General features: G+C 73.0%; 22 protein-coding genes. 7 read left to right on the forward strand and 15 right to left on the reverse strand.

What is annotated here, in order from left to right:
• Nucleotides 1–6: 6 nt before the first annotated feature.
• Nucleotides 7–1,839, reverse strand: a complete 1,833-nt coding sequence (locus tag POF43_RS09215) for a phosphatidylglycerol lysyltransferase domain-containing protein (protein ID WP_271313681.1) — start codon at nucleotides 1,837–1,839, stop codon at nucleotides 7–9.
• Nucleotides 1,840–2,040: 201 nt separating this feature from the next.
• Here POF43_RS09215 and POF43_RS09220 point away from each other — a divergent pair, with 201 nt between their 5' ends.
• On the forward strand, nucleotides 2,041–3,159 hold the full coding sequence (locus POF43_RS09220; RefSeq protein WP_271313680.1) for an alpha/beta hydrolase: 1,119 nt from the start codon (nucleotides 2,041–2,043) through the stop codon (nucleotides 3,157–3,159).
• Nucleotides 3,160–3,186: 27 nt separating this feature from the next.
• On the opposite strand, the gene folE is transcribed toward POF43_RS09220, so the two are convergent.
• From folE to dacB, 6 genes are all read right to left on the reverse strand, one after another.
• Entirely contained in the window at nucleotides 3,187–3,792 is a 606-nt protein-coding gene (folE, locus tag POF43_RS09225; RefSeq protein WP_271313679.1) for a GTP cyclohydrolase I FolE, read from the reverse strand.
• A 129-nt stretch (nucleotides 3,793–3,921) separates the two neighbouring features.
• Nucleotides 3,922–5,979, reverse strand: a complete 2,058-nt coding sequence (gene ftsH / locus POF43_RS09230) for an ATP-dependent zinc metalloprotease FtsH (RefSeq protein WP_271313678.1) — start codon at nucleotides 5,977–5,979, stop codon at nucleotides 3,922–3,924.
• A gap of 232 nt (nucleotides 5,980–6,211) precedes the next feature.
• Nucleotides 6,212–6,784, reverse strand: coding sequence for a hypoxanthine phosphoribosyltransferase (gene hpt, locus POF43_RS09235; protein WP_372515914.1), 573 nt, complete (start codon nucleotides 6,782–6,784; stop codon nucleotides 6,212–6,214).
• A gap of 28 nt (nucleotides 6,785–6,812) precedes the next feature.
• Nucleotides 6,813–8,102, reverse strand: a complete 1,290-nt coding sequence (gene tilS / locus POF43_RS09240; protein ID WP_271322822.1) for a tRNA lysidine(34) synthetase TilS — start codon at nucleotides 8,100–8,102, stop codon at nucleotides 6,813–6,815.
• A gap of 190 nt (nucleotides 8,103–8,292) precedes the next feature.
• A complete protein-coding gene (locus POF43_RS09245) occupies nucleotides 8,293–9,447 on the reverse strand; it encodes an Rv3626c family coenzyme F420 biosynthesis-associated protein (protein WP_271313675.1) in 1,155 nt (384 codons plus the stop codon).
• Nucleotides 9,448–9,550: 103 nt separating this feature from the next.
• Nucleotides 9,551–11,119, reverse strand: a complete 1,569-nt coding sequence (dacB, locus tag POF43_RS09250; protein WP_282704497.1) for a D-alanyl-D-alanine carboxypeptidase/D-alanyl-D-alanine endopeptidase — start codon at nucleotides 11,117–11,119, stop codon at nucleotides 9,551–9,553.
• A 273-nt stretch (nucleotides 11,120–11,392) separates the two neighbouring features.
• On the opposite strand from dacB, the gene POF43_RS09255 reads away from it, so the two are divergent.
• Nucleotides 11,393–11,884, forward strand: a complete 492-nt coding sequence (locus tag POF43_RS09255; protein WP_271318728.1) for an inorganic diphosphatase — start codon at nucleotides 11,393–11,395, stop codon at nucleotides 11,882–11,884.
• Nucleotides 11,885–12,630: 746 nt separating this feature from the next.
• On the opposite strand, the gene POF43_RS09260 is transcribed toward POF43_RS09255, so the two are convergent.
• Both POF43_RS09260 and POF43_RS09265 read right to left on the reverse strand, forming a co-directional pair.
• Nucleotides 12,631–14,349, reverse strand: coding sequence for a threonine/serine exporter family protein (locus POF43_RS09260; RefSeq protein WP_271323739.1), 1,719 nt, complete (start codon nucleotides 14,347–14,349; stop codon nucleotides 12,631–12,633).
• Nucleotides 14,346–15,104: a DedA family protein gene (locus POF43_RS09265; RefSeq protein WP_271323740.1), complete on the reverse strand. Its 759-nt coding sequence runs from the start codon at nucleotides 15,102–15,104 to the stop codon at nucleotides 14,346–14,348. Before POF43_RS09265 ends, POF43_RS09260 begins: the two co-directional genes overlap by 4 nt.
• A gap of 141 nt (nucleotides 15,105–15,245) precedes the next feature.
• Between POF43_RS09265 and POF43_RS09270 the strand changes: the two genes are divergently transcribed.
• Nucleotides 15,246–15,614 (forward strand): YbjQ family protein, encoded by a 369-nt coding sequence (locus POF43_RS09270; RefSeq protein ID WP_271323741.1) that lies wholly within the window; start codon nucleotides 15,246–15,248, stop codon nucleotides 15,612–15,614.
• A gap of 96 nt (nucleotides 15,615–15,710) precedes the next feature.
• Here POF43_RS09270 and POF43_RS09275 read toward each other — a convergent pair whose 3' ends face one another.
• Nucleotides 15,711–16,484, reverse strand: a complete 774-nt coding sequence (locus tag POF43_RS09275; protein WP_271314725.1) for a MerR family transcriptional regulator — start codon at nucleotides 16,482–16,484, stop codon at nucleotides 15,711–15,713.
• A gap of 41 nt (nucleotides 16,485–16,525) precedes the next feature.
• Nucleotides 16,526–18,223 (reverse strand): SpoIIE family protein phosphatase, encoded by a 1,698-nt coding sequence (locus POF43_RS09280; protein WP_271314726.1) that lies wholly within the window; start codon nucleotides 18,221–18,223, stop codon nucleotides 16,526–16,528.
• 304 nt (nucleotides 18,224–18,527) lie between these two features.
• Here POF43_RS09280 and asnB point away from each other — a divergent pair, with 304 nt between their 5' ends.
• Nucleotides 18,528–20,378, forward strand: coding sequence for an asparagine synthase (glutamine-hydrolyzing) (gene asnB, locus POF43_RS09285; protein WP_271314727.1), 1,851 nt, complete (start codon nucleotides 18,528–18,530; stop codon nucleotides 20,376–20,378).
• A 108-nt stretch (nucleotides 20,379–20,486) separates the two neighbouring features.
• On the opposite strand, the gene POF43_RS09290 is transcribed toward asnB, so the two are convergent.
• A complete protein-coding gene (locus POF43_RS09290; RefSeq protein WP_271314728.1) occupies nucleotides 20,487–21,245 on the reverse strand; it encodes a phosphatase PAP2 family protein in 759 nt (252 codons plus the stop codon).
• Nucleotides 21,246–21,379: 134 nt separating this feature from the next.
• Here POF43_RS09290 and POF43_RS09295 point away from each other — a divergent pair, with 134 nt between their 5' ends.
• The gene (locus POF43_RS09295; protein WP_271314729.1) at nucleotides 21,380–21,754 is read left to right on the forward strand and encodes a BlaI/MecI/CopY family transcriptional regulator; all 375 of its coding nucleotides are present in this window, start codon (nucleotides 21,380–21,382) and stop codon (nucleotides 21,752–21,754) included.
• Between the two features lie 117 nt (nucleotides 21,755–21,871).
• Nucleotides 21,872–22,564, forward strand: a complete 693-nt coding sequence (locus tag POF43_RS09300; protein ID WP_271318483.1) for a DedA family protein — start codon at nucleotides 21,872–21,874, stop codon at nucleotides 22,562–22,564.
• Nucleotides 22,565–22,862: 298 nt separating this feature from the next.
• On the opposite strand, the gene POF43_RS09305 is transcribed toward POF43_RS09300, so the two are convergent.
• The gene (locus tag POF43_RS09305) at nucleotides 22,863–23,132 is read right to left on the reverse strand and encodes a hypothetical protein (protein ID WP_271318484.1); all 270 of its coding nucleotides are present in this window, start codon (nucleotides 23,130–23,132) and stop codon (nucleotides 22,863–22,865) included.
• A 156-nt stretch (nucleotides 23,133–23,288) separates the two neighbouring features.
• Here POF43_RS09305 and tatA point away from each other — a divergent pair, with 156 nt between their 5' ends.
• Nucleotides 23,289–23,558: a Sec-independent protein translocase subunit TatA gene (gene tatA, locus POF43_RS09310; RefSeq protein WP_271318485.1), complete on the forward strand. Its 270-nt coding sequence runs from the start codon at nucleotides 23,289–23,291 to the stop codon at nucleotides 23,556–23,558.
• Nucleotides 23,559–23,840: 282 nt separating this feature from the next.
• Here tatA and POF43_RS09315 read toward each other — a convergent pair whose 3' ends face one another.
• Nucleotides 23,841–25,031: an MAB_1171c family putative transporter gene (locus tag POF43_RS09315; protein ID WP_282704498.1), complete on the reverse strand. Its 1,191-nt coding sequence runs from the start codon at nucleotides 25,029–25,031 to the stop codon at nucleotides 23,841–23,843.
• Nucleotides 25,024–25,548 (reverse strand): ParH-like protein, encoded by a 525-nt coding sequence (locus tag POF43_RS09320; RefSeq protein ID WP_271317109.1) that lies wholly within the window; start codon nucleotides 25,546–25,548, stop codon nucleotides 25,024–25,026. The genes POF43_RS09315 and POF43_RS09320 overlap by 8 nt, the downstream gene beginning before the upstream one ends.
• Nucleotides 25,549–25,590: the final 42 nt, after the last annotated feature.

Genomic DNA, 25,590 nt, shown 5'->3' on the forward strand with positions numbered 1-25,590 from the left:
GGTCGGTCAGGCGGCGCCGCCGTGCACCGCGGTGACCTGCTGTTCCGGGGCACGGTCGGCCTCGGGGGGCGGGATCTCGCGCACGCCGGGGATCCAGCGGCGCACCCGGGCGGGCAGCTCCAGGGTGATGAACGCCTCGGCCTGCATGACGGCGAAGCCGATGCGCGGCAGGTCGCGGTTGTTGGGGAAGACCATGAAGCGCGGCTCCCACACCGGCTGGAACTTCGCGTTGAACTTGTACAGCGACTCGATCTGGAACCAGCGCGACAGGAAGACCAGGATGCCGCGCCAGAACCGCAGCACCGGGCCGGCCCCGATCCGTTCGCCGCGGGCCAGCGCCGAGCGGAACATCGCGAAGTTCAGCGAGACCCGGGTGATGCCCAGCTCCCGGGCGTTGCTCAGCGCGTGCACGATGAGCAGCTCGTTCATGCCGCCGTCGGCCGAGCGGTCCCGGCGCATCAGCTCCAGCGAGATGCCGTCCGGGCCCCACGGCACGAAGTGCAGCACCGCCTTGAGGTCGCCGTGCGGGGAGGGGTCGTCGTCGATGTGCTTGTGCGCGGTGACCACCACGCAGTCGCCGTCGCGCGGGTCGCCGAACCGGCCGAGCGCCATGGAGAAGCCGCGTTCGGTGTCGGTGCCGCGCCAGTCGGCGGCGGCGGCCCTGATCCGGGCGCGTTCCTCCTCCGGCAGGGTGCCGACCCGGCGCATCTGGCAGCTGTAGCCGTTGCGCTCGACCCGCTTGACCATCTGCCGCACGTTGCGCATCGCGCGGCCCTGCATGGAGAACGCGGCGGTCTCCACGATCGCCTCGTCGCCCAGCTCCAGCGCGTCGAGCCCGGTCTCGCGGGTCCACACCTCGCCGCCGGTCTCGCTGCACCCGACGACCGCCGGGATCCAGGCGTGCCGGGCGGCGGCCTCCATGAAGCGTTCGATGGCGCCGGGCCACGCCTCGACGTCGCCGATCGGGTCGCCGGAGGCCAGCATGACGCCGGAGATCACCCGGTAGGAGATGGCGGCCTTGCCGGTGGCGGAGAAGATGACGCTCTTGTCGCGCCGCAGGGCGAAGTGGCCGAGCGAGTCGCGGCGTCCGTGCCGGTTGAGCAGAACGCGCAGCCGCTCCTCGTCGTCCGCGCTGAGCACCGCCGTGGGGTGCTCGGGGCGCAGCACCAGGTAGGCGGTGGTGACCAGGATGAGGAAGCCCAGGCCGCCGAGGGTGTAGCCGACCAGGTCGGCGGTGCGGTCCGACAGGTAGTGCACCGGTCCGCCGAAGCCGATCATCCCCTCGACCACGGTGCGGCAGCGGTCGCCGAACGACGGGCTGCCCATCTCCATCTTGGGGTGGACGCTGACGATGACCAGGCCGAGGCAGAAGCTGACCACGCTGAGCACGACGAAGTTGTGGACCGCCCGCCACCGGGTGCGCGGGTCGGACAGCGCGGCGAATTCCCCCCGATGGGTCAGCAGCACCACGAACAGGCCGATCGACAGCACGGTGTCGACCGGCGAGACGCGGTGGTGCAGCAGTTCGGCCACCACGCCGGCCGGCAGCAACACGACGGCGGCGGCCCAGGCACGTCGCTTGCGCAGCTTCAGGCCGCGGGCCAGCATCAGCAGCAGGAGGCCCACGATGACCGACGCGGCGGCGGCGATGCTGCTGACAGCGCCCGGCAGGTATTCCGCCAGGGTGTGCATACGCCCGTGCCGCAGCCGGGGCACGATCCCGGTCGCCAGGTCGAGAAGTCCGATAAGAGCACAAACGGTGCCGACAATGGCCGGCGCCTTCGAGCTGGGCACGAACCGCGGCAGCCGTGGCTGCCGTGTGTCCGACGACTCAGTCATCGATGCCGCCTCCTGACGGAACCCCTGTGAGGCATTCGGCATCTTTGTGTGCAGACATCGGTCTCCCAAGCCCCGATAAGCGGATCACTCGGCCCGTAGCACCCCGGTCGGTGCGATAGGCGTCTTCTAGGACGTGAACACGGGTCGTGAGGTTCCACTCGCGGTGCGCGGGCGGCCGATCCTACGAACGGAAAGCGCCTGATGGGTCTCACGAGCAAAAAACTCCTGGTAGCGGTGGTCGTCCTCGCGATGGCCCTGTTCGTCGCGACGATCTGGCTGTGGCCACGGCTGTCGGGCCGCGGTGTCAGACCGGTCGCCGGCCGGGTCGGACTGCTCTTCGGTGGCCAGCTGACGATCCTGGCGGCGCTGGGCCTGGCCATCAACTCCTACTTCGGGTTCTACGCCTCGTTCTCCGACCTGCTGGGTACCGACCAGGCCCCCGGACAGGTGATCGACTACACCGCCAGCGGGGGCGGCAAGGGCGGTCTGGAGGAGATGGGCCACGAGGACGTCGGGGTCTCCAACGGCTCCGACTGGGCGAAGGCGGGGCGGATCGACAAGGTGGAGATCACCGGAGCCAAGACCGGGATCACCTCTCCCGCGTACGTCTACCTGCCACCGCAATACTTCCAGAAGGCCTTCCACAAGCAGAACTTCCCGGCGGCCGTCATCCTCACCGGCTATCCGGGCACCGCCGAGTCACTGATCACCCGGATGAAGTACCCGCAGACCGCGACCGACCACATCAAGCACGGCTCCATGCAGCCCATGATCATGATCATGATGCGGCCGGCCGTGGTCCCGCCGCGCGACACCGAGTGCATGAACGTGCCGCACGGCCCGCAGGTGGAGACGTTCTTCACCACCGACCTGCGCAAGTCCGTGGAGGCCAACTACCGGGTGGGCAACGGGCCGCAGAACTGGGGCCTGATGGGTGACTCCACCGGCGGCTACTGCTCGCTGAAGATCGCGATGCAGAATCCGAAGGACTTCTCGGCGGGCGTGTCGCTGTCGGGGTACTACGCCACGCACGACGACCCCACCACCGGCAGCCTGTTCGGCGGCAGCGCCGCGCTGAAGAACGAGAGCAACCTGATGTGGCGGCTGAAGCACAAGCCGGTCCCGTCGGTGTGGGTCCTGGTCACCAGCAGCCGCAAGGGCGAGGGCAACTACCGGTCCACCATGGCGTTCATCCGGGCGGTCCACGCGCCGATGCAGGTCTCCTCGATCATCCTGCCGAGCGGGGGGCACAACTTCACCACCTGGGACCGTGAACTGCCCGCCTCCATCGACCAGCTGAGCCATCACCTGACCCAGTGACCGCGGGCCCGCCGGCCCGGCCGGGGGTCAGCGGGCCATGATCAGACTCATCGCCTCGGCGCGGGTGGCCGGATCACGCAACTGGCCGCGGACCGCCGAGGTGATGGTCTTCGCGCCCGGCTTGCGCACCCCGCGCATCGTCATGCACATGTGCTCGCACTCCACGACCACGATCACCCCGCGCGGTTCCAGTATCCGCATCAGCGAGTCGGCCACCTGCGTGGTCAGCCGCTCCTGCACCTGGGGGCGGCGGGCGTAGACGTCCACCAGCCGGGCCAGCTTCGACAGCCCGGTGATCTTCCCGTCGTGCGACGGGATGTACCCCACGTGGGCGACGCCGACGAACGGCACCAGGTGGTGCTCGCAGCTGGAGAGCACCTCGATGTCCTTGACCAGCACCATCTCGTCGTGACCGAGGTCGAAGGTGGTGGTCAGCACGTCCTCCGGCCGCTGGTGCAGGCCGGCGAAGATCTCCCGGTACGACCGCGCCACCCGCGCCGGGGTGTCCCGCAGCCCCTCGCGGTCCGGGTCCTCCCCGACCGCGATCAGCAGTTCGCGGACCGCCTTCTCGGCCCGCGCCGCGTCGAACTCGCGCGCCGGACTGGCCTCGGCGAGGGTCACCGGGTCGGTCATCTGGGGCCTCTTCCTGTGCCGGGTACGCCCGTGCCGCTGCTGCCACGGGCGCGGACATGACGAATGCCGCGCCTCCCAGGCTAGAGCCTGGCAGACGCGGCATTCATTCCGGTACCGCTACCGGGGAGGTCAGCCGGTCGGGCCGCCGTCCCGGGGTGCCTCCGGCTCGACCGGCTGCTTGACGGTCGAGACCGACGGCGGAGTGACGCCGTTGGCCGCGCCGTTGGTCAGCGCCAGCTCGCGCGGCGAGAGCACCGGCGGGCGGGTCGAGGGCGTGCGCCGCGAGGAACCGGTCCACGCGGGGCGCGCCGGGCGCCGCACGATGGGCTTGAAGATCTCGGCGATCTGCTCCTTGTTCAGCGTCTCCTTCTCCAGGAGGGCCAGCACCAGGTTGTCCAGGACGTCGCGGTTCTCGACCAGGATCTCCCACGCCTCGTTGTGCGCGGTCTCGATGAGTTGCTTGACCTCTTCGTCGACCAGCCCGGCGACCTCTTCGGAGTAGTCGCGCTGGTGACCCATCTCACGGCCCAGGAACGGCTCGGAGTTGTCCTGGCCGAACTTGATGGCGCCCAGTCGCTCGGTCATCCCGTACTGGGTGACCATCGCGCGGGCGGTGGACGTCGCCTTGTCGATGTCGTCCGCGGCACCGGTGGTCGGGTCGTGGAAGACCAGTTCCTCCGCCGCACGGCCGCCCAGCATGTAGGCGAGCTTGTCGAGCATCTCGTTGCGGGTGGTGGAGTACCTGTCCTCGTCCGGCAGCACCATGGTGTAGCCGAGCGCCCTGCCGCGCGACAGGATGGTGATCTTGTGCACCGGGTCGCTGTTCGGAGAAGCCGCCGCGACCAGGGCGTGACCGCCCTCGTGGTACGCGGTGATCTTCTTCTCCTTGTCGCTCATGATCCGGGTCCGCTTCTGCGGTCCGGCCACGACACGGTCGATCGCCTCGTCGAGCATCGTGTTGTCGACCAGCTTCAGGTCGCTGCGCGCGGTCAGCAGGGCCGCCTCGTTCAGCACGTTGGCCAGGTCGGCACCGGTGAAGCCGGGGGTGCGGCGGGCGACGGCCTGAAGGTCGACGTCCGGCGCGATCGGCTTGCCCTTCTGGTGGACCTTCAGGATCTCCAGGCGGCCCTGGAGGTCCGGGCGGTCCACGGCGATCTGCCGGTCGAAGCGGCCCGGACGCAGCAGCGCCGGGTCCAGGATGTCCGGACGGTTGGTCGCCGCGATCAGGATCACGCCGCCCTTCACGTCGAAGCCGTCCATCTCGACCAGCAACTGGTTCAGCGTCTGCTCGCGCTCGTCGTGACCGCCGCCGAGACCCGCACCGCGGTGCCGGCCGACGGCGTCGATCTCGTCGACGAAGACGATGGCCGGCGCGTTGGCCTTGGCCTGCTCGAACAGGTCGCGCACCCGGGAGGCGCCGACGCCGACGAACATCTCGACGAAGTCGGAGCCGGAGATCGAGTAGAACGGCACCCCGGCCTCACCGGCCACGGCACGCGCCAGCAGCGTCTTGCCGGTACCGGGCGGGCCGTAGAGCAGCACACCCTTGGGGATCTTGGCGCCGACCGCCTGGAACTTGGCCGGCTCCTGGAGGAACTCCTTGATCTCCTGGAGCTCCTCGACCGCCTCGTCCGAGCCGGCCACGTCGGAGAACGTGGTCTTCGGGGTGTCCTTGGTGATGAGCTTCGCCTTGGACTTCCCGAAGTTCATGACCCGGGAGCCGCCGCCCTGCATCTGGTTCATCAGGAACAGGAAGACCACGATGATCAGCACGAACGGCAGCAGCGTGACCAGGAACCCGAAGAACGGGTTCTGGTGGGACGGCGAGATCGTGTAGCCGTCCTTGAGCTGGGTGCCACCGCGCTGGTGGTCGTTGATCTGACTCTGGAGCTTGTTGGCGATCTCGGTGGCCTGGGTGCTGCCGATGTAACTCGCCTTGATCTTGGTGCCCAGGTCCTTGTTGTCGACCTTGGTGCCCGGCTTCAGCTGGACCGACACCGTCTGGTCGTCACCTGTGGTGATTTTGGCCTGGGTGGCCTGGCCGCTGTCGATGGCCGCGATGACCTGGCCGGTGTCCACCGTCTTGTAGCCGCCCGATGACCCGACGAGTTGCATCAGCCCGAGCACGACGAGGACGGCCAGTATGATCCACACGACCGGCCCACGGAAGTAGCGTTTGACGTCCATCCATGCGGGGCGTCGCCGCCCCGTCCCTCCTGCCACAGTGAGAGCACCTCGGCCCGGATGAGCCGCTGTGCGTCAGCTAGGTGTTATAGCCCGACCTTCGGACGGTACCTCAGCATTGTCGCTCGTAGCCGCCGAGGACCGTTAACAAACCCCTCTTCCCTAGCTCCAACGGCGAGAAACCGCGTTCGGTTCCGGACGGCATCCGAATGGCGGTCGGCCGGCGGAGCCGGGGTCAGCCCCCGTAGACGTGCGGGGCGAGCGTCCCGACGAACGGGAGGTTGCGGTACTTCTCGGCATAATCCAGCCCGTAACCGACGACGAACTCGTTGGGAATGTCGAATCCCACGTACTTGACGTCGATGGCGACCTTGGCCGCCTCCGGCTTGCGCAGCAGGGTGCAGACCTGGAGCGAGGCGGGGCCGCGCGAGGTGAGGTTGGACAGCAGCCACGACAGGGTCAGGCCGGAGTCGATGATGTCCTCGACGATCAGCACGTGGCGGCCGACGATGTCGGTGTCGAGGTCCTTCAGAATCCGCACCACGCCGGAGGACTTGGTGCCCGCCCCGTAGGAGGAGATCGCCATCCAGTCCATGGTGAGCGGCGAGGCCAGGGCACGTGCCAGGTCCGCCATGACCATGACGGCGCCCTTGAGCACCCCGATGATCAGCAGGTCCCGTCCCGCGTAGTCCTGGTCGATCGCGCCCGCCAGTTCGGCGAGTTTCGCGTCGATCTCTTCTTTCGTGATGAGTACCTTCTCAAGGTCGGCACTCATGTCCGTCTCGTTCACCCCGGCTACTTCCTGCATGGCCCTGACGGCTCGGAACGTCGTTCAGTCATTCGGCGGTTGCGCGCCGGAAGACCAGTTTGCCATCCGTCCTCAGAGCGACGACGCCCCCGGGCAGGTTCAACGGCCCCTGGCCCCGCCAGTCGGTGAGCAGCCGGTCGGTCTCCTCGACGTGCCGGGCGAACAGCGAGCCGCCGGGACAGCCCGCGGACACCGCCGCCGACCGGATCACCCGGCGCCGCACGGCGGGCGGCAGCGGGCGCAGCCGGGCGACCGCCAGCGCGCCGTCCGGGTCGCCGTCGACCGCCGCGTCCCGGCCGGCCGAGGCGGCCCACTGGTCGAGGGCGTCGGCGTCGTCGCGGAACAGCTGGGCGGTGCGGGCCAGCGAGGCCACCACGCCGCGGCCCAGCGACTTCTCCAGCACCGGCAGCGCCTCGTGCCGCACCCGGGCCCGGGTGTAGGCGGGATCGGCGTTGTGCGGGTCCTCCCAGACGTCGATGCCCTGCACCAGGCACGCCTTGCGGGTGGTGTCGCGGTCCAGCAGCAGCAGCGGGCGCCGGTAGCGGCCGCCGGGGCCGGAGACGGCGGCCATGCCGGACAGCGACCGGGTGCCGGAGCCGCGGGCCAGGCCCAGCAGCACGGTCTCCGCCTGGTCGTCGCGGGTGTGCCCGAGCAGCACGGCGGCGGCGCCCAGCGTGGTGGCGGCCGACTCCAGCGCGGCGTAGCGGGCGTCGCGGGCGGCCGCCTCCGGACCGCCCTGGCGGCCCACGGTGACGCCGACCGCCTCGACCGGGTCCAGGCCCAGGTCGCGCAGCCGGTCGGCCACGTCGAGCGCGCGGGCGGCGGAGCCGGACTGGAGTCCGTGGTCGACGGTGACGGCGCCGGCCCGCACTCCGGCGCGGGCGGCTTCGAAGGCCAGGGCGGCGGCCAGCGCCATCGAGTCGGCGCCGCCGCTGCACGCGGCGAGCACCAGGGGGCGTTCGGGGCCCGGCGCGGGGCGGTCCGCGGTGCGGCGGCGCATGGCGATGACAGCGGAGCGCGCGGGGCCCGGCGGGTCGGGCTGCTCGGCGACCGGGGCCGGGGCGAGCGGGGCGGCACCGGGCGGGCCGGCATACGTCACACCGGACAGCGATCGGGCGGCGGACCGCGCGCCGGAGCGCGGACCGGCACCGCGGGGCACGCCGGCGTGCGGAGCGTCGGCGTGCGGGACGCCGGCGTCCTCGCCGAACAGCACGCCCGTGTGGCGGGCGTCCTGTTCGGCCAGGACGTCGCGGACGACGTCGTGGAGTACGCGGCGGACCGCCAGGCGTATCGCGGCGACCGCGGGATGAGGACCCATGTCCATTCCCTCCATGAGATCCCCGCGTACCCCGGACTGGGCGGAGGGCGGCAGGGCAGTGCGATGACGGAGCGTATCTGGATGGTGACAGATATCGCCTGTTACCCGAGCATCGCACGCCCACCCCTCCGTCATGGTCCCTCGGAAGGGTGAAACCGGGGAAACCTGGAGGGGCGGGGGGAGCGGCGGTTCAGCTGTCGGTGTGCCGGTGCACCCGGGTGATCCAGTCCGCCGGTTTGGCGATCTCAGCCTTGGTGGGCAGCGTGTTGGGCGAGGTCCACACCCGGTTGAAGCCGTCCATGCCGACCTCGTCGACCACGGCGCGCACGAAGCGTTCGCCGTCGCGGTACTGGCGCAGCTTGGCGTCCAGGCCGAGCAGCCGGCGCAGCGCCTGGTCCAGGCGGCCGGCCCCGCTGGCGCGGCGCTGCTGGAACTTCTCCCGGATCTCGGCGACCGACGGCACGATCTGCGGGCCGACACCGTCCATGACGAAGTCCGCGTGGCCCTCCAGAAGCGACATCACCGCGGTCAGACGGCTGAGGATCTCGCGCTGCGCGGGGGTCTGGACGACCTCCATCATGCTGAGGTTCTCGTCCGTGCCGCTGTCCTCGGAACGGCCGCCGACCAGGGACTGCGCGGCCTTGGTGACCCGCTCCAGCAGGTTGGCGGGGTCGATGTCGGTCTGGGCGAGGAACCCGTGGATCTCGCCCTCCAGGTGGTCGCGCAGCCACGGCACGGCGGTGAACTGCGTGCGGTGCGTCTCCTCGTGCAGGCAGACCCACAACCGGAAGTCGTGCGGGTCGACCTCCAGCTCCCGCTCGACGTGCACGATGTTGGGCGCGACCAGCAGCAGCCGGCCGGTGCGCGGCCCGCCGGGGGCCGCGGTGGCGGAACCGGCGGGCAGGTCCCGGGTGTTCGGGGCGAACGTCTCGTACTGGCCCAGGACCCGGGAGGACATGAACGACAGCAGCGCGCCGACCTCGACGCCGGTGACCTTGCCGCCGACGGTGCCCAGCACGGCGCCGCCGGCGGTGGCGGAGCGGCGGGCCTGCATCTTGTCGGTCAGGGGCTTGAGGATCTCGCGGAACCCGGCCACGTTGGCCTTGATCCAGCCGGCCCGGTCGACCACCAGGACCGGGGTGTCGGGCGCCTCGGCGGCGTCCGGGCCGTACATCCGGCTGTAGGCCCTGACGTGTTCCTCCGCCGACTTCGCGTGCCGGCGCAACTCCCCCACCACGGCACGCGCCTCGTCGCGGCTGACTTCCGGGCCCGGCCGGACCAGCCGGGTCGCGGTCGCCACCGCGAGGTTCCAGTCGACCATCTCCGCTCCACCGATGCTCGTCATGGCTTCACCGTACGTGGAAGTCGGCCGATCCGGGCCGCCCGGCACCGGTTTCCGGGTTTTACCGGGGTCGCCGGGCGGCCCGACGCGATGTCACCCGTCCGGCTCAGCGGCAGCCGCAGTTGGTGACCGCGGAGGCGAGCCGGTCCAGGGCGGCCATCGCGGCGTCGGCGTCGGTGGTGCCGGAGGTCATGAAGGCGAAGTCCAGCAGCCGCCCGTCGGCGTCGACGACGGTGCCGGCGAGGGTGTTGACGCCGGTGAGGGTGCCGGTCTTGGCGCGGACCAGGCCGGCAGCGCCGGAGGGGTCGCCGCCGGCCTTGGCGCCGGTGTCCTCGGCGGACTGGAAGCGGTCGCTGAGGGTGCCGGTGAAGCCGGCGACCGGCAGGCCGCTGAGGACCGGGCGCAGCTCGGGGTGGCCGGGCCGGCCGGCGGTGAGCAGCAGCCGGGCGAGGAGGTCGGGGGTGAGCCGGTCCTCGCGGTCCAGGCCGCTGCCGTCGTGGAAGGCGGTGCCGGCCATCGGCATGCCCAGCTTGGTCAGCACCGAGCGGACGGCCTGGCCGGCGCCGGTGAACGTGACGGGCTTGCCGGTGGCGATGGCGGCCTGCCTGCCGAGCGCCTCGGCGATGTCGTTGTCGCTGTTGGTCAGCATCCGCTCCACCAGCGCGGACAGCGGCATGGAGTCGACCTCGGCGAGCTGCGCCTCGCGGCCGGCCGGCGCGGTTCCGGGGCGGACGGCGGTGACGGTGACGCCGCGGACGTCCAGCAGCTTGGCGAAGGTCTCGGCTGCGGACTTCGCCGGGTCGGCGTAGCGCGGGGCGTCCTCGGTGGAGTTCGGGTCGGTCCGGCCCTCGTCGGCCATGAGGGCGGTGACGGCGGCGAGGTTGTCGTTGACGCCTATCGGGTGCAGGAGCGGGCCGGTGAAGCGGGAGGTGTCGTAGGACAGGGTGACGTGCCGGGTGCCGCGGTCGTGCAGCGCCCGGACGGTGCGGTCGGCCAGGGTGGCCAGCGAGGCCGGGGTGGCGTCGGGGTCGGCGCCGGCCGGGGTGGGGGCGGCGGTCAGCGTCGGGTCGCCGCCGCCGACCAGCACGACGGAGCCCTTGGCGCGGCCGGGGACGACGACGGTGGGGATGCGGTAGTCGGCGCCGCGGCTCTCCAGGGCGGCGACCGCGGTGGCGATCTTGGTGGTCGACGCGGGCGCGGACGCGCCGGCGGCGTCGTGGCCGTAGAGCAGGGCTCCGGTGGTGGCGTCCAGGACCGCGCCGGTGCTGTGCTTGCCGAGGGCGGAGTCGTCGAAGAGCGGTGACAGCGCGTCGGTCAGTCCGCTGCCGGTCGGTCCGGGGGCAGCCGCCTGGGTGGTCACGGCGGCGCCCGGGCCGAGGCCGGCCAGTACGGCGGGCGCCGGGGGCACGGCGGGGGTGCGGCGACCGGGCGGGGCGGGGGCGGCGGCCGGGCGGCCGGCGGCGAAGGAGCGTTCCGCGACGCGCTGACCGCCGCTCCAGGGGCCGGCGACGGCGACCGCGACCAGGGCGGCGACCAGGCCCGTCGCGGTGGCGACCGCGGTGAACCCGCCCCGTTCGGCCAGGGTCCGCCACTCCGCCCGGCCCACCGCCCGGGTGACCGTCCGGGTGGCCGCCTGGGCGGCTTCCTGTGCGACCCGGGGCAACGCGAAGCGCACCCTCGACCACCTCTCCTCGCGCTGTGACGTCAGCACTCGCATTGTTAAGACAGTCACACTTAACCAGGAGTCAGCCGGAACCCGGACCACGCCCCCGCACGGGCCGCCCGACCGGGTGACGTACCCGTCCGACCGGCCCCTTTGGCGCGCGGCCATACGGGTGAGCGACACTTGTGCGCACGACTTGGTGCGCGGTTGTCGCCCAGGTTGTCGCTCACGTTGTCGTTCATGGGTCCCGCACCAGGGTGCTGGCCGCGCAGATGGAGGAGAGCCTTGGAGTTCGACGTCACGATCGAGATCCCGAAGGGTTCGCGCAACAAGTACGAGGTGGACCACGAGACCGGTCGTATCCGCCTGGACCGCAGGCTCTTCACGTCCACCAGCTACCCGGCGGACTACGGCTTCGTCGAGGGCACCCTCGGTGAGGACGGCGACCCGCTGGACGCGCTCGTCATCCTCGACGACCCGACCTTCCCCGGCTGCCTGATCCGCTGCCGCGCGATCGGCATGTTCCGCATGACGGACGAGGCCGGCGGCGACGACAAGCTGCTGTGCGTGCCGGCGTCGGACCCGCGGGTGGAGCACCTGCGTGACATCCACCACGTCAGCGAGTTCGACCGCCTGGAGATCCAGCACTTCTTCGAGGTCTACAAGGACCTGGAGCCCGGCAAGTCCGTCGAAGGCGCCGACTGGGTCGGCCGCACCGAGGCCGAGGCCGAGGTGGAGGCGTCCATAAAGCGTCTGCACGACTCCGGCGGCCACTGAGGCCTAGCCGCGGCACGGCGAGCTGCCCGAAGGGCGGGACCGCACGACGGTCCCGCCCTTCGGCGTACGCGGGGCGGGGGTCCTGGCGGCGGCCACGTGCGCCGGGGGGACGTGGGACCGCGTGCGCGACGGCCGGCGGACGGCCTGGCAGGGCTACGTGCGTCGGGGCGACGGACGGCCTGCCGGGGACATGCGCCTCGCGGGGGCGCAGTGCGGCGCCGGGGTTCGTCCGGTCGGGGTACGGCTGCGGGGGCGGTTCGCGGTCGGGGTACGGCTGCGGGGGCGGTTCGCGGTCGGGGTACGGCTGCGGGGGCGGTTCGCGGTCGGGGGTACGGCTGCGGGGCGGTTCCGGGGTCGGGGGTACGGCTGCGCGCCGGTTCGGGGAGCGACGCCGCGCGTGCGTAGGGGCAGAGGCCACTCCCGTCCCGCGCGGGCAACGGCGCCCCGCACGCCGGCCTACGGAGGCCGCACGTCGGCGAAGCCCAGCCGCACGGTCCGCGCCGACCGGCCGCACCTCCGCACCGGACCGCCCCACGCCCACCACAAGCACCGGTGCACGCGCCGCGCAGAGCCCCCGCAGACACCCCGGACGGCCCCCGGACGGCCCCCGTACGGCCCGCGTACACCGCAGGGCCCGCACACCCCCACACGCCCCCGCACGCCCCGCAGGGCCCCCGGACGGCCCCGTACGCCGTACGCCCCGGCACGAGCCCGTACGCCCCGGCACGAGCCCCGCAGGGCCCCCCTCAGAAGCCGCGCGTGCGCTTCGCCGCGCGGCGGCGGGGGCGGTCGGCGGGGAGGCGGATCATCATGCGGATCAGCTCGCCGCCGAGGTTGACGCCGACGGCGACCGCCAGCGCGAGCGCGACCGCCTTGGCCAGCGACGCGACGCCGACGTCCTGGCGGCCCTGGGTGAAGGCCAGCAGGCCGAAGTAGGTCGCGCTGCCCGGCAGCAGCGGGCCGATGGCGGCGGTGACGTAGGGCAGCGCGGAGGCGTGCTGGTAGCGGGCCAGCATGTGGCCGAACAGGCCGACCAGCCCGGCGGCGATCGCGGTGGCCGCGATCGGCGACATCCCGACCTGGTAGTGCAGCAGCGCGTACACCACCCAGGCGATGCCGCCGTTGAGCGTGACGACCGGCAGGACGGCGCGGTCGCACTGGAGCAGCACCGCGAAGGCCAGCGTCAGTCCCATCGCGGCGACCAGCTGGACCGGCGGTTTGTCGTAGGCCCCCAGCGCCTCGTCCGGGTTGAGCGTGACGTGCAGGGACACGCCCGCGTAGAGCACCAGCGTGACGCCGAAGACGATGCCGACGATGAGGTACATCACCTCCAGCAGGCGCGCCGAGGCGGTGATGTAGAAGCCGGTCAGGCCGTCCTGGACGGCGGCGACCAGCGCGCGGCCCGGCAGCAGCGCGTACAGGCCGCCGGTGATGACCGCCGAGGCCTGTACGTGGCCGCTGCCCGGCACGTGGGAGCCGAGCAGGTTGAGCAGGATGCCCATCACGGCGGCCGGGGTGGCGGCCGCGACGAACTGGTAGAACTCCGGCAGCCCGCGGCCGGCGCACAGCCAGGCCAGCCGGTCGCCGAGGATCGCGCCGAGCGCGGCGGCCACGAAGACCAGCGGGCCGCCGCCGACCAGGACGGCGCCCGAGCCGGCCAGGAACCCGGCCGCGCCGGTCAGCAGCCAGCCGGGGTACGGGTGCCGGTTGCGGCGGATCTCGGCCAGCCGCCGGTAGGCGTCCTCCAAGGTGGCCTCGTGCGCGGTGATGTCGTCGATCAGCCGGTAGACCGCGGCCAGCCGGGTGTAGTCGCTGCCGCGCCGGCGCACGGTACGGCTGGCCGTCACCGGGTCCTCGACGAGCGACGGCTGGTGGCTGATCGACAGGAGAGTGAACGTTACGCCGGGCTCGACGCGGTCCAGTCCGTAGGCACGCGCCACCCCGAACATCGACGCCTCGACGTCCTCGGCGCCCTCGCCGCCGGCCAGCAGCAGTTCCCCGATGCGCAGCGTCAGGTCGAGCACCCGGGGCACCGCGGCGGCGCCGGACTCCGGCCGGGGGACCGGTTCCAGCGCCGGGCGCTCGGCCACCGGCATGCGCAGCATCGCCCGCATGCGGTCCTGCCAGGGCGCGTCGCCGGGCAGCCGCACGACCGGTATCCCGTCCGGCGGGGTGAACGGGTGGGTGCCGGTGGTGGAGCCGGAGTCGCCGGGGCGCGGGTGGGTGCCGGTGGTCGAACCGGAGCCGTGGGTGCCGTTCGCCTGACCGGCGCCGGGCCGGCCGGCGCGGGAGGGCAGCGGGTGGGTGCCGGTGGTCGCGCCCGAGCCTCGGGACGGCGGCTGGAAGGCGGAGCCCTCGCTGTCCGGCAGCGGCGGCAGCGGCACGCCGAGCGGCGGGGTGAAGGCGGACCCGGCGTCGCCCTGGTGGCGTTCGACCGTGGCGCGGTCGTTCTCGCGCCCGGTCATCGCTTGGCGGCGCGGTGCCGCCCGCGCTGCGGTACGGCCGCCCGGCTCGCGGTGGAGCCCTGCGGCGAACGGGCGTCCCCGGGACCGGACGGGCCGGCGGAGCCGGGCGGACCGGGCGGCGGCGGGGTGCGGTCGGCGTTGCGCCGGGCCCGCAGGTACTCGATGCCGACCGGCACCACCGAGATCAGCACGATGAGGACGAAGATCGCCTCGATGTGCGCGCCGACGAAGGCGACCCGGCCGAGGAAGTAGCCGAGCACGGTGACACCGGCGGCCCAGGAGGTGCCGCCGACGAGGTTGAAGACGAAGAACGTGCGGTAGTTCATCCGGCTGACGCCCGCGATGATCGGGGTGAACGTGCGCACGATGGGCACGAACCGGGCCAGGATGATCGACTTCGGGCCGTGGTGCTCGAAGAAGGCGTGCGCCTTCTCCACGTTCTCCCGCTTGAACAGCTTGGAGTCGGGCCGGTTGAACAGCGTGGGGCCGACCTTGCGGCCGAACAGGTAGCCGGCCTGGTCGCCGAGGACCGCGGCGAGGCCGACCGCGAGGCACACCAGCCACAGCGGATCGTGCAGGTACTTGTGCTGCGAGATCAGCAGGCCGCTGGTGAACAGCAGCGAGTCGCCCGGCAGGAAGAAGCCGATGAGCAGCCCGGACTCGGCGAAGACGACGATCATGATGCCGATCAGCCCGAAGGACTGGATCAGCTGGTCGGGCGTGAGCCAGGTGGGGCCCAGGGCGAGGGTCGTCACGGCCGGGCGGACTCCTGAGTGGGCGGTGGGCGGCGGACACGTGCCCCGCCGGGGCGGCGGACGCTCCACCAGTATGACCGGCGCTCTCCCCCCGGCGCCGTCAGGATGCGTGCCACCGCCCCGCGCGGGCACCCTGATGTCATGAGCATCAGCGATTACGGCGGCGGCCAGACCGAGCACTCCGACGTCCTGGTGGTGACGACCAACGACGTGCCCGGGCACCGCGTGGAGCGGGTGATCGGCGAGGTCTTCGGCCTCACCGTGCGCTCGCGGCACCTCGGCAGCCAGATCGGCGCGGGCCTGAAATCCATGGTCGGCGGCGAGCTGAAGGGGCTCACCAAGACCCTGGTCCAGACCCGCAACCAGGCCATGGAACGCCTCGTGGAACAGGCCCGCGCCCGCGGGGCCAACGCGGTCCTCATGATGCGGTTCGACGTCACCGAGGCCGCGGACATCGGCACCGAGGTCTGCGCCTACGGCACCGCGGTCGTCCTGACCCCGCAGGGCTGAGCCGCGCGGGTCCGGGCCGGCGCTCCACCGTCGGCCCGGTCCCCGCAGTGGTCGGCGCCCCCGCACGGGCTCACCGTCGGCCCCGGCCCCGCAGGGTCACTCCCCCGGCTGCTCCCCCCTCCGGGCGGCGTTCGCCGTGATCGCCTCCGCGAGGTAGGCCGCCATGCCGGGGCGGATCGCCTCGTAGTGGGCGGTGAAGCGCGGGTCGGTGGTGTACAGCCGGGCGAGGCCGGTGTGGATCTCGTAGGTGCAGGTGTAGTAGTACCGGCAGATCTGCGCCCGGTGCTCCTCGGCGAGGTCCGTGGCGGCCTCGCCGCCGGGCGGGGCGCCGGTGTCCATGACGGCGGCCAGCCGGTCGGCCCACGCGCGCTGCTCGTCCTTGATCCGCAGCCACTCCTGCTTGCCGCGCCCGGCGGTGCGCCGCTGCGACTCGCGGTACGCGTCGGTGGTCCCCCAGCGGCGGCCGACCTCCTCGGCGTACCGGTCGGGATCGTGGTCGCCGAAGACCTCGAACTTCTCCTCGGGGGTCAGGTTGACGCCCATCGTGCGTGCCTCCATGGCTCGTTCGACGGCCGCGGCCATCGCGCGCAACGCCTCGACGCGGCCGGTGAGCACCTCGTGCCTGCGGCGCAGGAGCTCCACCGGGTCGCTGCCGGGGTCGTCGAGCAGGGTCGCGATCTCGTCCAGGGGGAAGCCCAGCTCGCGGTAGAACAGGATGCGCTGGAGCCGGTCCAGGTCGGCGTCGTCGTAGCGCCGGTGGCCGGCGCCGGTGCGGGCGCCGGGCCGCAGCAGCCCGATCTCGTCGTAGTGGTGCAGGGTCCGCACGGTGGTGCCGGCGAATCCGGCGACCTGCCCGACCGCGTAGTGCATGGCCTCCGCCTTCCGGTGGTTACGTGCTCCACCGTGCCGCCTCACGCCGCGTGAGGGTCAAGCGCGCGGGCGGCCATCACCGCGACGTCGTCCTCGGCGGGACCGCGCACCAGGTGGTCCAGCAGGCGGTCGAGCAGGGATTCGAGGCTGTCGGCGACCGGCAGCCGCAGGGCCGCGAGCCGGTCGAGGGAGGCGTCGATGTCCTCGTTGCGGTGCTCGACCAGGCCGTCGGTGTACATCAGCAGCACGTCGCCCGGCGGCCAGTCGACGGTGACCATCTCGTACCCGCCGACCCCGGTGCCCAGCGGGGGTCCGGCCGGCACCTGGATCAGCTGGGTGCCGCCGCCGGCGTGCAGCAGGGCGGGCGGCAGGTGGCCGGCGCGGGCGTACGACAGCTTGCCGCGGACCGGGTCGGCCAGCACCAGCAGGCAGCTGGCGGGGCGGCTGTCGGGCGCCTCGGCGATCATGGCGTCCAGCCGGCGCAGCACGTGGTGCGGCGGCAGGTCGGCGGCGCCGACGACCCGGAGCATCGAGCGGTAGTTGCTCATGTCGACCGCCGCCTCGACGCCGTGCCCCATGACGTCGCCGATGACCAGCAGCGAGCGGCCCAGCGGCCGGTGGATGGTGTCGAACCAGTCACCGCCGACCAGCGCGCTGCTGCCGGCCGGCAGGTAGCGGGAGGCGACCTCGATGCCCGGGTCCGGGCGGTGCGGGGAGGAGAGCAGGGCGCGCTGGAGTTCCAGGGCGATGCTGTGCTCGCGGGTGTAGCGGCGGGCGTTGTCCAGGCTGATGGCGGCCCGGCCGGCCAGGTCCTGGGCGACGGTCAGGTCCTCGCGGGTGAAGGCGGGCGACCGGCCGCCGCGGGCCATGGTCAGCACGCCCAGCGGCGCCCCGCGGGCGGCCAGCGGCAGCACGACGCCGGAGTGCAGGCCCATGGCACGGTACAGCGCGACCCGGTCGGAGTCCGGCGCGGCCCGGGCCAGCTGCTCGTCGGAGGGCAGGTTCATGATCGCCGGGCGGCCGGTGGCGAGCGTGACGGGCGTCTGCGAACCGGCCTGGAACCGCACGTACTCCCCCGGTTCGCCCAGGCGCCGGGCCGCCTCGCGCAGCCGGGGCACGGCGGCCATCGCGGCGCGGCGCAGCCGCAGCGGCCGGTCGACGCGGACCTGGCGTGCGGCGTCGGCCTGTTCGGGCGGGAAGACCTCGACGGTGGCCAGGTCGGCGACCCCGGGCACCAGGAATTCGGCCAGTTCGGCGCAGGTGGTGTCCAGCTCCAAGGTGGTGCCGATGCGGCTGACGGCGGTGTCGAGCAGGGCGAGGCGTTCGCGGGCCTGTTCCAGCTCCTGCTGCTCGCGCCGGGAGGCGCTCACCTCCATCACCACCCCGACCACGCCGACCGGTACGCCGTCCTCCTCCAGGCGGTGGAAGGTGCTGTGCCAGTAGCGGCGTTCCCGCCCGGCCGCGGCGCGGGTGTGGCCGCTGGGGGCGGTCTCGCGCGACACGCCGTCGGCGAGAACCCGCCGTATGACCTCGGGCCGGGTGTCGAGGTCGGGCAGCAGGTCGGCGACGGTCCGGCCGGTGTGGTCGGCGGCCGGGACGCCGTTCATCCGGGCCAGGGCCGGGTTGACGTAGACGAACCGCAGCTCGGTGTCGAGGACGGCGATGCCCGCGGCGGTGCCGTCGACCAGTTGGCGCAGCGCTCCGGCGGTCAGTGGATCTGGCGCGTCGGGTGGCCCCACCGGGGTGCTCCTCGGGTGCGTTGCGTGCACGTCGTCGGGTCCGGCGGTCACGGCTGTTTCACCGCGTGTCCGCGTGACCGGTACGTCTCCATCGTCGGACGGGCGCGGGCCGGGCGCATCCGGTGGCCGGAATTATTCGGTTGCCCACGGCAACAGATGCCAAGTGCAACTAGCGGCGTTACGGTGAGCCCGTTCGTTTCGTATGCGTTACGCCCACGTTACGGACCGTGATGGAACGGGGGCCCTGCGCACGGTACCGGACACCGTCCGTGCCGGGCCGACAACATGAGGAGGCGTACCGCTTATGTGCGGGATCACCGGATGGATCTCCTACGACCGGGACCTGACCGGCGAGCGGGCCACGCTCGACGCGATGACGCAGACGATGGCGTGCCGCGGACCGGACGCCGGCGGCGTGTGGCTGGACCGGCACGCTGCTTTCGGCCACCGCCGGCTGGCGGTGATCGACCTGGAGGGCGGCAAGCAGCCGATGGCCGTCGAGCACGACGGCCGCACCGTGCTGGTGACCACCTACAGCGGCGAGATATACAACTACCGCGAGCTGCGCGCCGAGCTGGACTCGCTCGGCCACGCCTTCCGCACCAGCAGCGACACCGAGGTGGCGCTGCACGCCTACCTGGAGTGGGGCGAGAGCTTCACCGAGCGGCTCAACGGCATGTACGCCTTCGCGCTGTGGGACCCGCGCACGGAGGAGCTGCTGCTGGTCCGGGACCGGATGGGCATCAAGCCGCTGTACTACTACCCGACCGCCGACGGTGTGCTGTTCGGTTCGGAGCCGAAGGCGATCCTGGCGCACCCGCTGGCGCGGGCCGTGGTGGACACCGAGGGCCTGGCGGAGCTGATCGCCTTCACCAAGACCCCGGGCCACGCGATCTACCGCGGCATGAAGGAGGTCCGCCCCGGCTACACCGTGCGGGTGCGGCGCCAGGGCCTGTCGGTGAAGCAGTACTGGGCGCTGGACGCCGCCGAGCACACCGACGACCTGGACACCACCGTCTCCACCGTGCGCGGCCTGCTGGACGACATCGTCGCCCGCCAGCTGATCGCCGACGTGCCGCTGTGCACCCTGCTGTCCGGCGGTCTGGACTCCTCCGTCATCACCGCGCTGGCCGCGAAGGGCCTGGCGGCCGGCGGCAAGGGCGCGGTGCGGTCCTTCTCGGTGGACTTCGTCGGGCAGACGGAGAACTTCCAGGCCGACGACCTGCGGCCCACCCCGGACGGCCCGTACGCCCACGCGCTGGCCGAGCACGTGCGCTCCGACCACAGCGACATCGTGCTGGACACCACCACGCTGATGAACAGCGGCCACCGCGACGCGGTGCTGGCGGCGCGCGACCTGCCGTTCGGCCTGGGTGAGGCCGACACCTCGCTCTACCTGCTGTTCAAGGCGATCCGCGAGCAGTCGACGGTGGCGCTGTCCGGCGAGTCGGCCGACGAGGTCTTCGGCGGCTACAAGTGGTTCCACGACAAGGCGGCCGTCGAGGCCGACACCTTCCCGTGGCTGGCCGCGTTCGACCTCAACAACTTCGCCGGCCGCAGCAGCTACACCCGCGAGGCGCTGCTCGCCCCGGACCTGCTGGCCAAGATCGACCTGCCCGGCTACCGCGAAGCCCGCTACCGCGAGGCGCTCGCCGAGGTCCCCTACCGGGACGGCGACTCGGCGCTGGAACGCCGGATGCGCGAGATCTGCTACCTGCACCTGACCCGGTTCGTGCAGTTCCTGCTGGACCGCAAGGACCGCATGAGCATGGCGGTCGGCCTGGAGGTGCGGGTGCCGTTCTGCGACCACCGCCTGGTCAACTACGTCTTCAACACCCCCTGGTCGATGAAGACCTTCGACGGCCGGGAGAAGTCGCTGCTGCGCGCCGCCTGCCGCGACGTACTGCCCGAGTCGGTCGCCAACCGCGTCAAGAGCCCGTACCCCAGCACCCAGGACCCGCGGTACGCGCAGGCCCTGACCGCCGAGCTGAAGGGCGTGCTGGCCGACCAGGACGCGCCGGTGCGGCCGCTGCTGGACACCGCCCGGGCCACCACCGCCGTCGAGGAGGGCGGCGGCGAGGCGCGCTTCCCGACCGAGCTGGTGCTGTCGGTCAACCGCTGGCTGGAGACCCGCGGCGCGACCCTGGAGGTCTGACACCGGTCGCCGCGGTACGCGGCAGGGCCCGGCGCGCCCGTCCTCCTCGGGGAGGCGGGGGCGCCGGGCCCTGCCGTTCGTATACGACCGCGGGGTGGCGGCCGCCGCTCAGGGCTGGTCGGGACCGCGGCCGGCCGGTGCCTCGCGGCGCCGCCGGCCCGGCTCGTCGTCCCCGGAGCCCGGCAGCCGCCCGTGCGCGCCGGACGGCACGTCGACCAGCAGCGGCCGCAGCCGGCCGCCCTCCCTGGCCCGCAGCACCCGGTCGGCGCCGAACCGGCCGGCCGCCCAGGTCAGCAGCACGCCGAAGACCACGCCGACCACGATGCCGGCCGCCACGTCGTGCGGGTAGTGCGCGCCGACGTAGACCCGGGAGGCGCCCATCAGCACCGCGAGCACGTAGGCCACCAGGCCGAGCCGCCGGGCGACCATGAACAGCGCCGTCGCCGCGGAGAACGCCACCACCGTGTGGTTGCTGGGGAACGCCCAGTCGGTCGGCGCCTGGCACGCCTCCAGGTGGAAGACGTGCGGCAGCTGCCGGCACGGCCGCACCTCCTGGACCACCGACTTGATCAGGTCGTTGATCACGTAGACCACGACGACCGCCACCGGCGCGCACAGGGCCTTCGCCATGTTCTGCGCGGGCAGCCGCTTGGCCAGCCACCAGCCGACGATCATCAGCAGGAAGAACGTGACGATCCCGAAGGCGGACCACTCCTTCACCAGGGTGTCGAACCAGCCCGGCGCGGTGCGGGCGAAGTTGGTGACGTCCAAGTAGAGTCCGCCGTCGATCTTCGCGCCGTCGAACGCCAGCTGCCGCGTGGCGAGGGGGGCTCCGAGGGCCACGTCAGCGGTGGCGGATACGAGCACGGGCGGGTTTCCTCCGATAATCAGCTACGACCGGCGGCCCAGCCATGACGCGGGAGATGTCCCCCGGAAGGCCGCCTGTCTACAGATTCGTAGACTGTCGGACAACTCTAGTGGAACGAAAAGGGACGGCAGACGTGACCCACGCCGCACGGCGACCGGCCGGAGAGCTGGAAGCCGCCGTGCTCGCCGCGCTCTGGGAGGCCGGCGCACCGCTCACCGCGCCCGAGGTCCAGCACCGGCTGTCGGGCGCCCTGGCCCGGACCACCGTCGCCACGATCCTGGCCCGCCTGCACGACAAGGGCACGGTGGCACGGGCACGGGACGGCCGCGCCTACCGCTACACCGCCGCCGTCGAGGACGAGGCCGCCCTGTCCGCGCGCCGCATGCGCGGCGAACTGGACCGCGCCCCGGACCGCTCCGGCGTGCTGGCCCGGTTCGTCGCCGGCCTCACCACCGACGACGCCGGCGCGCTGCGCGCCCTGCTGACCGACGGCGGCCTCGACGCGTGACCCGGCGGGCGGCGGGGGTCGCGGCGGCCGGGGGCCTCGGCGGTCCGGAGCGGCGGCCCGCCACGTCTACACTCTCGTAGACGCGAAACGGCCCGCGAGCCCCGCTGAAAGGCGCACATGTACGCAATGACCCACGGATCGCAGCTCGCCCTCAATGTGCTGGATCCCACCTCGCTGCTGTCGTCGTTCGGCGCGCTGGGCATCCTCGTGGTGCTGTTCGCCGAGACCGGACTGCTGGTGGGCTTCTTCCTGCCGGGCGACTCGCTGCTGTTCACCGCGGGCCTGTTCACCACCACCAGCGCCACCGCGACGGTCCACCTCAACCTCGGCTGGGTGCTGGCGGCGGCCGGGGCCGGCGCGCTGCTCGGGGCCCAGACCGGCTACCTGCTCGGCCGGCGCGGCGGTCCGGCGCTGCTGAACCGCACCGGCAACCCCAAGCTGCGGCAGGCGGTGGAACGCTCCTCGGAGATGCTGGAGAAGTACGGCTACGGCAAGGCGATCGTGCTGGCCCGCTTCATCCCGCTGGTGCGCACCGTGCTCAACCCGATGGCGGGCGCCCTCGGCGTACCGGTACGGGCCTTCACCGGCTGGCAGATCGTCGGCGGCCTGGCCTGGAGCCTCGGCGTCACCCTGGCCGGGCACGCGCTGGGCTCGTCCATCCCCAACATCGACCACTATCTGCTGCCGATCATCGCGCTGCTGGTCGTACTGTCGCTGATCCCGATCGCGCTGGAGATCCGCAAGGCCCGCCGCACCGCCGCCACCGCGGAGTCCGCCCCGGCGCCGGACCGGGAGTCCTCCAGGCCCTGAGGTGGGTACGCGGTGCGGCCGGCGCCGTCGGTACGGCGGGCGGGCGGTTACGCGGGCGGTGCGGCCGGTCGGCGTGGCCGGTGCGGCCGGTGCCGTCGGTCGGCGTGGCCGGTGCCGTCGGTCGGCGGTGGTCCGACCGGCGCGGGGGTCCGGCGGTGCGGTTGCGGCCCCGGCGGGCGGGGCGGTTCCGGCGGGCGGGGCGGTTCCGGTACGGCTCGGGTCCTGCACCGCCCGCCCCCGTCGCCGTCCCCGCCCCGCCGCCGTCCCCGCGCCCGCCCCGCGCCGTCCCCGGGTGCGGTCAGGTGCCGGGGCCGGTGCCGCCGCTGAAGGGTGACGTGCTGTGCAGGAAGGCGTCGCCGTGCTCGCGGATGTGCGTCTCGACGGCCTGTAGCGCGGCGTTCACACTTTCGGGTGTGCCCGCGCCACGCCGTTCGGCGTAGTACGCGGCGCCCAGCCGGCGCAGCAGGTCCTGCCCGGCGCGGGTCGCCTGCACCTCCTCGACCTTGTCCTTGCCCGCGTCCAGGCCGCGCTGCGCGGCCTCCTTCGCCCGGTCCAGAAATCCAGCCATGTCGGTCTCCCGTCCGTGGGCGCCCGGTGGCGCCGAACGATGTTTTCCTGCGGTTTTCCCGTGAACGCTTCCGGTTAACGCGTCCGGCGGGTGATACTCCGTGAGAGCCCCATAAACCGAAGAGCCGAGAAAAACCGGTGAGAGCGAGGCCGCTAGATGTTCAGGAACGGGCTGGAGCCATGGCACATCCTCATCGTCGTGGTGCTGTTCGTGGTGCTCTTCGGCTACAAGAAGCTGCCCGACGCCGCCCGCGGACTCGGCAAGTCGCTGCGCATCCTCAAGTCGGAGACGAAGGCGCTGCGTGAGGAGGGCAAGGACAAGGACGTGTCCGAGTCCACCGCCGAGCGCCGTGAGCGGGAACCCGACTCGCTGGAGAAGCCGGCGCCGATCGCCGACCCGGTGAAGGACGAACGGCACACCGTCTGACCCGCACCGCTCCCCAGCGGTCACCACGCCCGACGGCCTCCGCTTCCCGGCGGTGCCCCCGTCGGGCGGGACGTCACCCCTCCGGACGAACGCCGCCCCGGCGGCCGCACCGTCGTCCGGCGCTCAGTCGTGCCGTCACTTCCGCGTGACCGCCATCACGGGCGGCCCCGCGCCTCCGCCGACGTCCTGCGTCGCCGCCGAGCGGTCCAACGCCTCCGCCGGTGCCCCGCGCCTCCGCCAGCAGTCCCGCGCCCCCCGCAGACGCCCCCTGACCCCCGCCCCTCATCCCTCCCCGGTGCGGGCCCGGCCGCGTACCGCCGCGACGGCCGGGGAGCCGGTGAACGCGGCGGTGACGCGCAGCAGCCACAGCGCCTCGGCGTCGACCGTGCCCGGCATCGGGCAGGACGCGTACGGCACGGCGGGTCCGCGGCCGGGGCCGGGGCCGGCGCGGCCCGCGGCGCGGTGTTCCAGGGCCGCCGCTATCCCGGCCGCCTCCAGTACCGCGGCGTCCGCGACGGCGGCACCGTCGGCCGCCGCCCAGTCGGCCACCCGCGGGTCGGACCACGGACGCAGCGCCAGCGCGCCGTCCCGGATCTCGATGATGCGCCGGTAGAGGGCGAACTCGGCCCCCCGCGCCCCGCAGCCGAAGGCGCCGGGGTCGGCGGGCGCCAGCGCGATCTCCGGCATCACCGCGTGCAGCGCGGCCCACAGCGGTTCCAGCGCCCGGTGCCTGCGGTACGCGCGCAGCCAGCGGGCCGGCGCGCCGAGGGGGCCGGACCACCGCATGACGGTCGTGCCGCTCACCGTCAGCAGCGCGGTGACGGCGGCCAGCGTGTTGGAGATCACGTCGTCGCCGCCGAACTGCACCCCGGACGACAGCACGTTCACCACGTCGTCGGCGGTCCAGCCGGCCCACAGCATGCCGGTGAACGCCGCGCAGGTGGTGATCCGCAGCCCGGTCCGCAGCGGTCCGGGCGGCGCCGAGCGCGCACCGCGGTTCAGCTCGCGGGCCAGCAGCGCGAGCCCGTACAGCCCGTAGCCGGCGAAGAGCGCGTCGTGCGCCGCCAGCAGTTGCCGGCCGGCGCCGGCCACCGTGAGCGAGGCGTCGCGCATGCCGGGGTCGGCGGCGGCGAACAGCGCGATCGACAGCAGCTGCACGGCCACCGCGGTAAGCGCGTGGCGGGCCGGCCGGGCGGGCGGGGCGGGCAGGGAGACGGCGAGCAGCACGATGAGGTTGGACGCGGCCAGCGTCAGCGTGTCGCCGACGAGCACCAGCAGCACCGGGCGGCCGGTCAGCCGGTCGGCGGCGGTGAGCACGCCGGGCGCCAGCAGCAGCAGCGAGGCGGCCAGGCACAGCGAGAAGCCGCCCACGTACCGTTGCGCCGGGTCCGCGCCGCCGCGGAAGCGGATCAGCCGGGTGACGCCGAAGACCGCCAGCAGCATGACGGCGGTGCAGGCCACCGCGTCACCCACGCCGCCCGTCCCGGGGGGCGTCGAACAGCGACTGCAACCGGGTCCGCGGCTGCGGCGGCGGCACCGCGGCGTCCCGTTCGGCCCGGCAGCGCAGCAGCGAGGCGACCAACTCGGCCTCCCGCTCCTGCGGTTCGGTGTAGACCGTGCGGCCGAGCACCGCCTTGACCAGGGAGGCGGGCAGGTTGGGCAGCAGGACGGCGGCCGCGTCCCCGCCGGCCACCGCCCGGTCGTGGTGGCCGCAGACCAGGTGCGCCGCCTCGTGCAGCAGGATGTGCTGCTGGTGCAGCGGGGTGGTGTCGGCGGCGTACATCACATAGTCGGCACGGGCGGTGGTGATCAGCAGCCCGCACGGCGCGTCGGGGCGGGCCGGCACCGCGATGAGTTCGATCGGGCGACCGCGGGCGCGGGCCAGCCGGGCGATGAACGCCGCGGCGTCGAACGGGCGCGGCAGTTCCAGCCCGTCCACCAGTTTCCGGCAGCGCCGTTCCAGCTCCCGGCCGGATCGCTCCCGCCTCACCCGCCGCACCTTTCCGCCCGGCGCCGGCCGGGCCGATGACCG

Source organism: Streptantibioticus silvisoli, assembly GCF_027947535.2.
Classification (GTDB): Bacteria; Actinomycetota; Actinomycetes; order Streptomycetales; family Streptomycetaceae; genus Streptantibioticus_C; species Streptantibioticus_C silvisoli.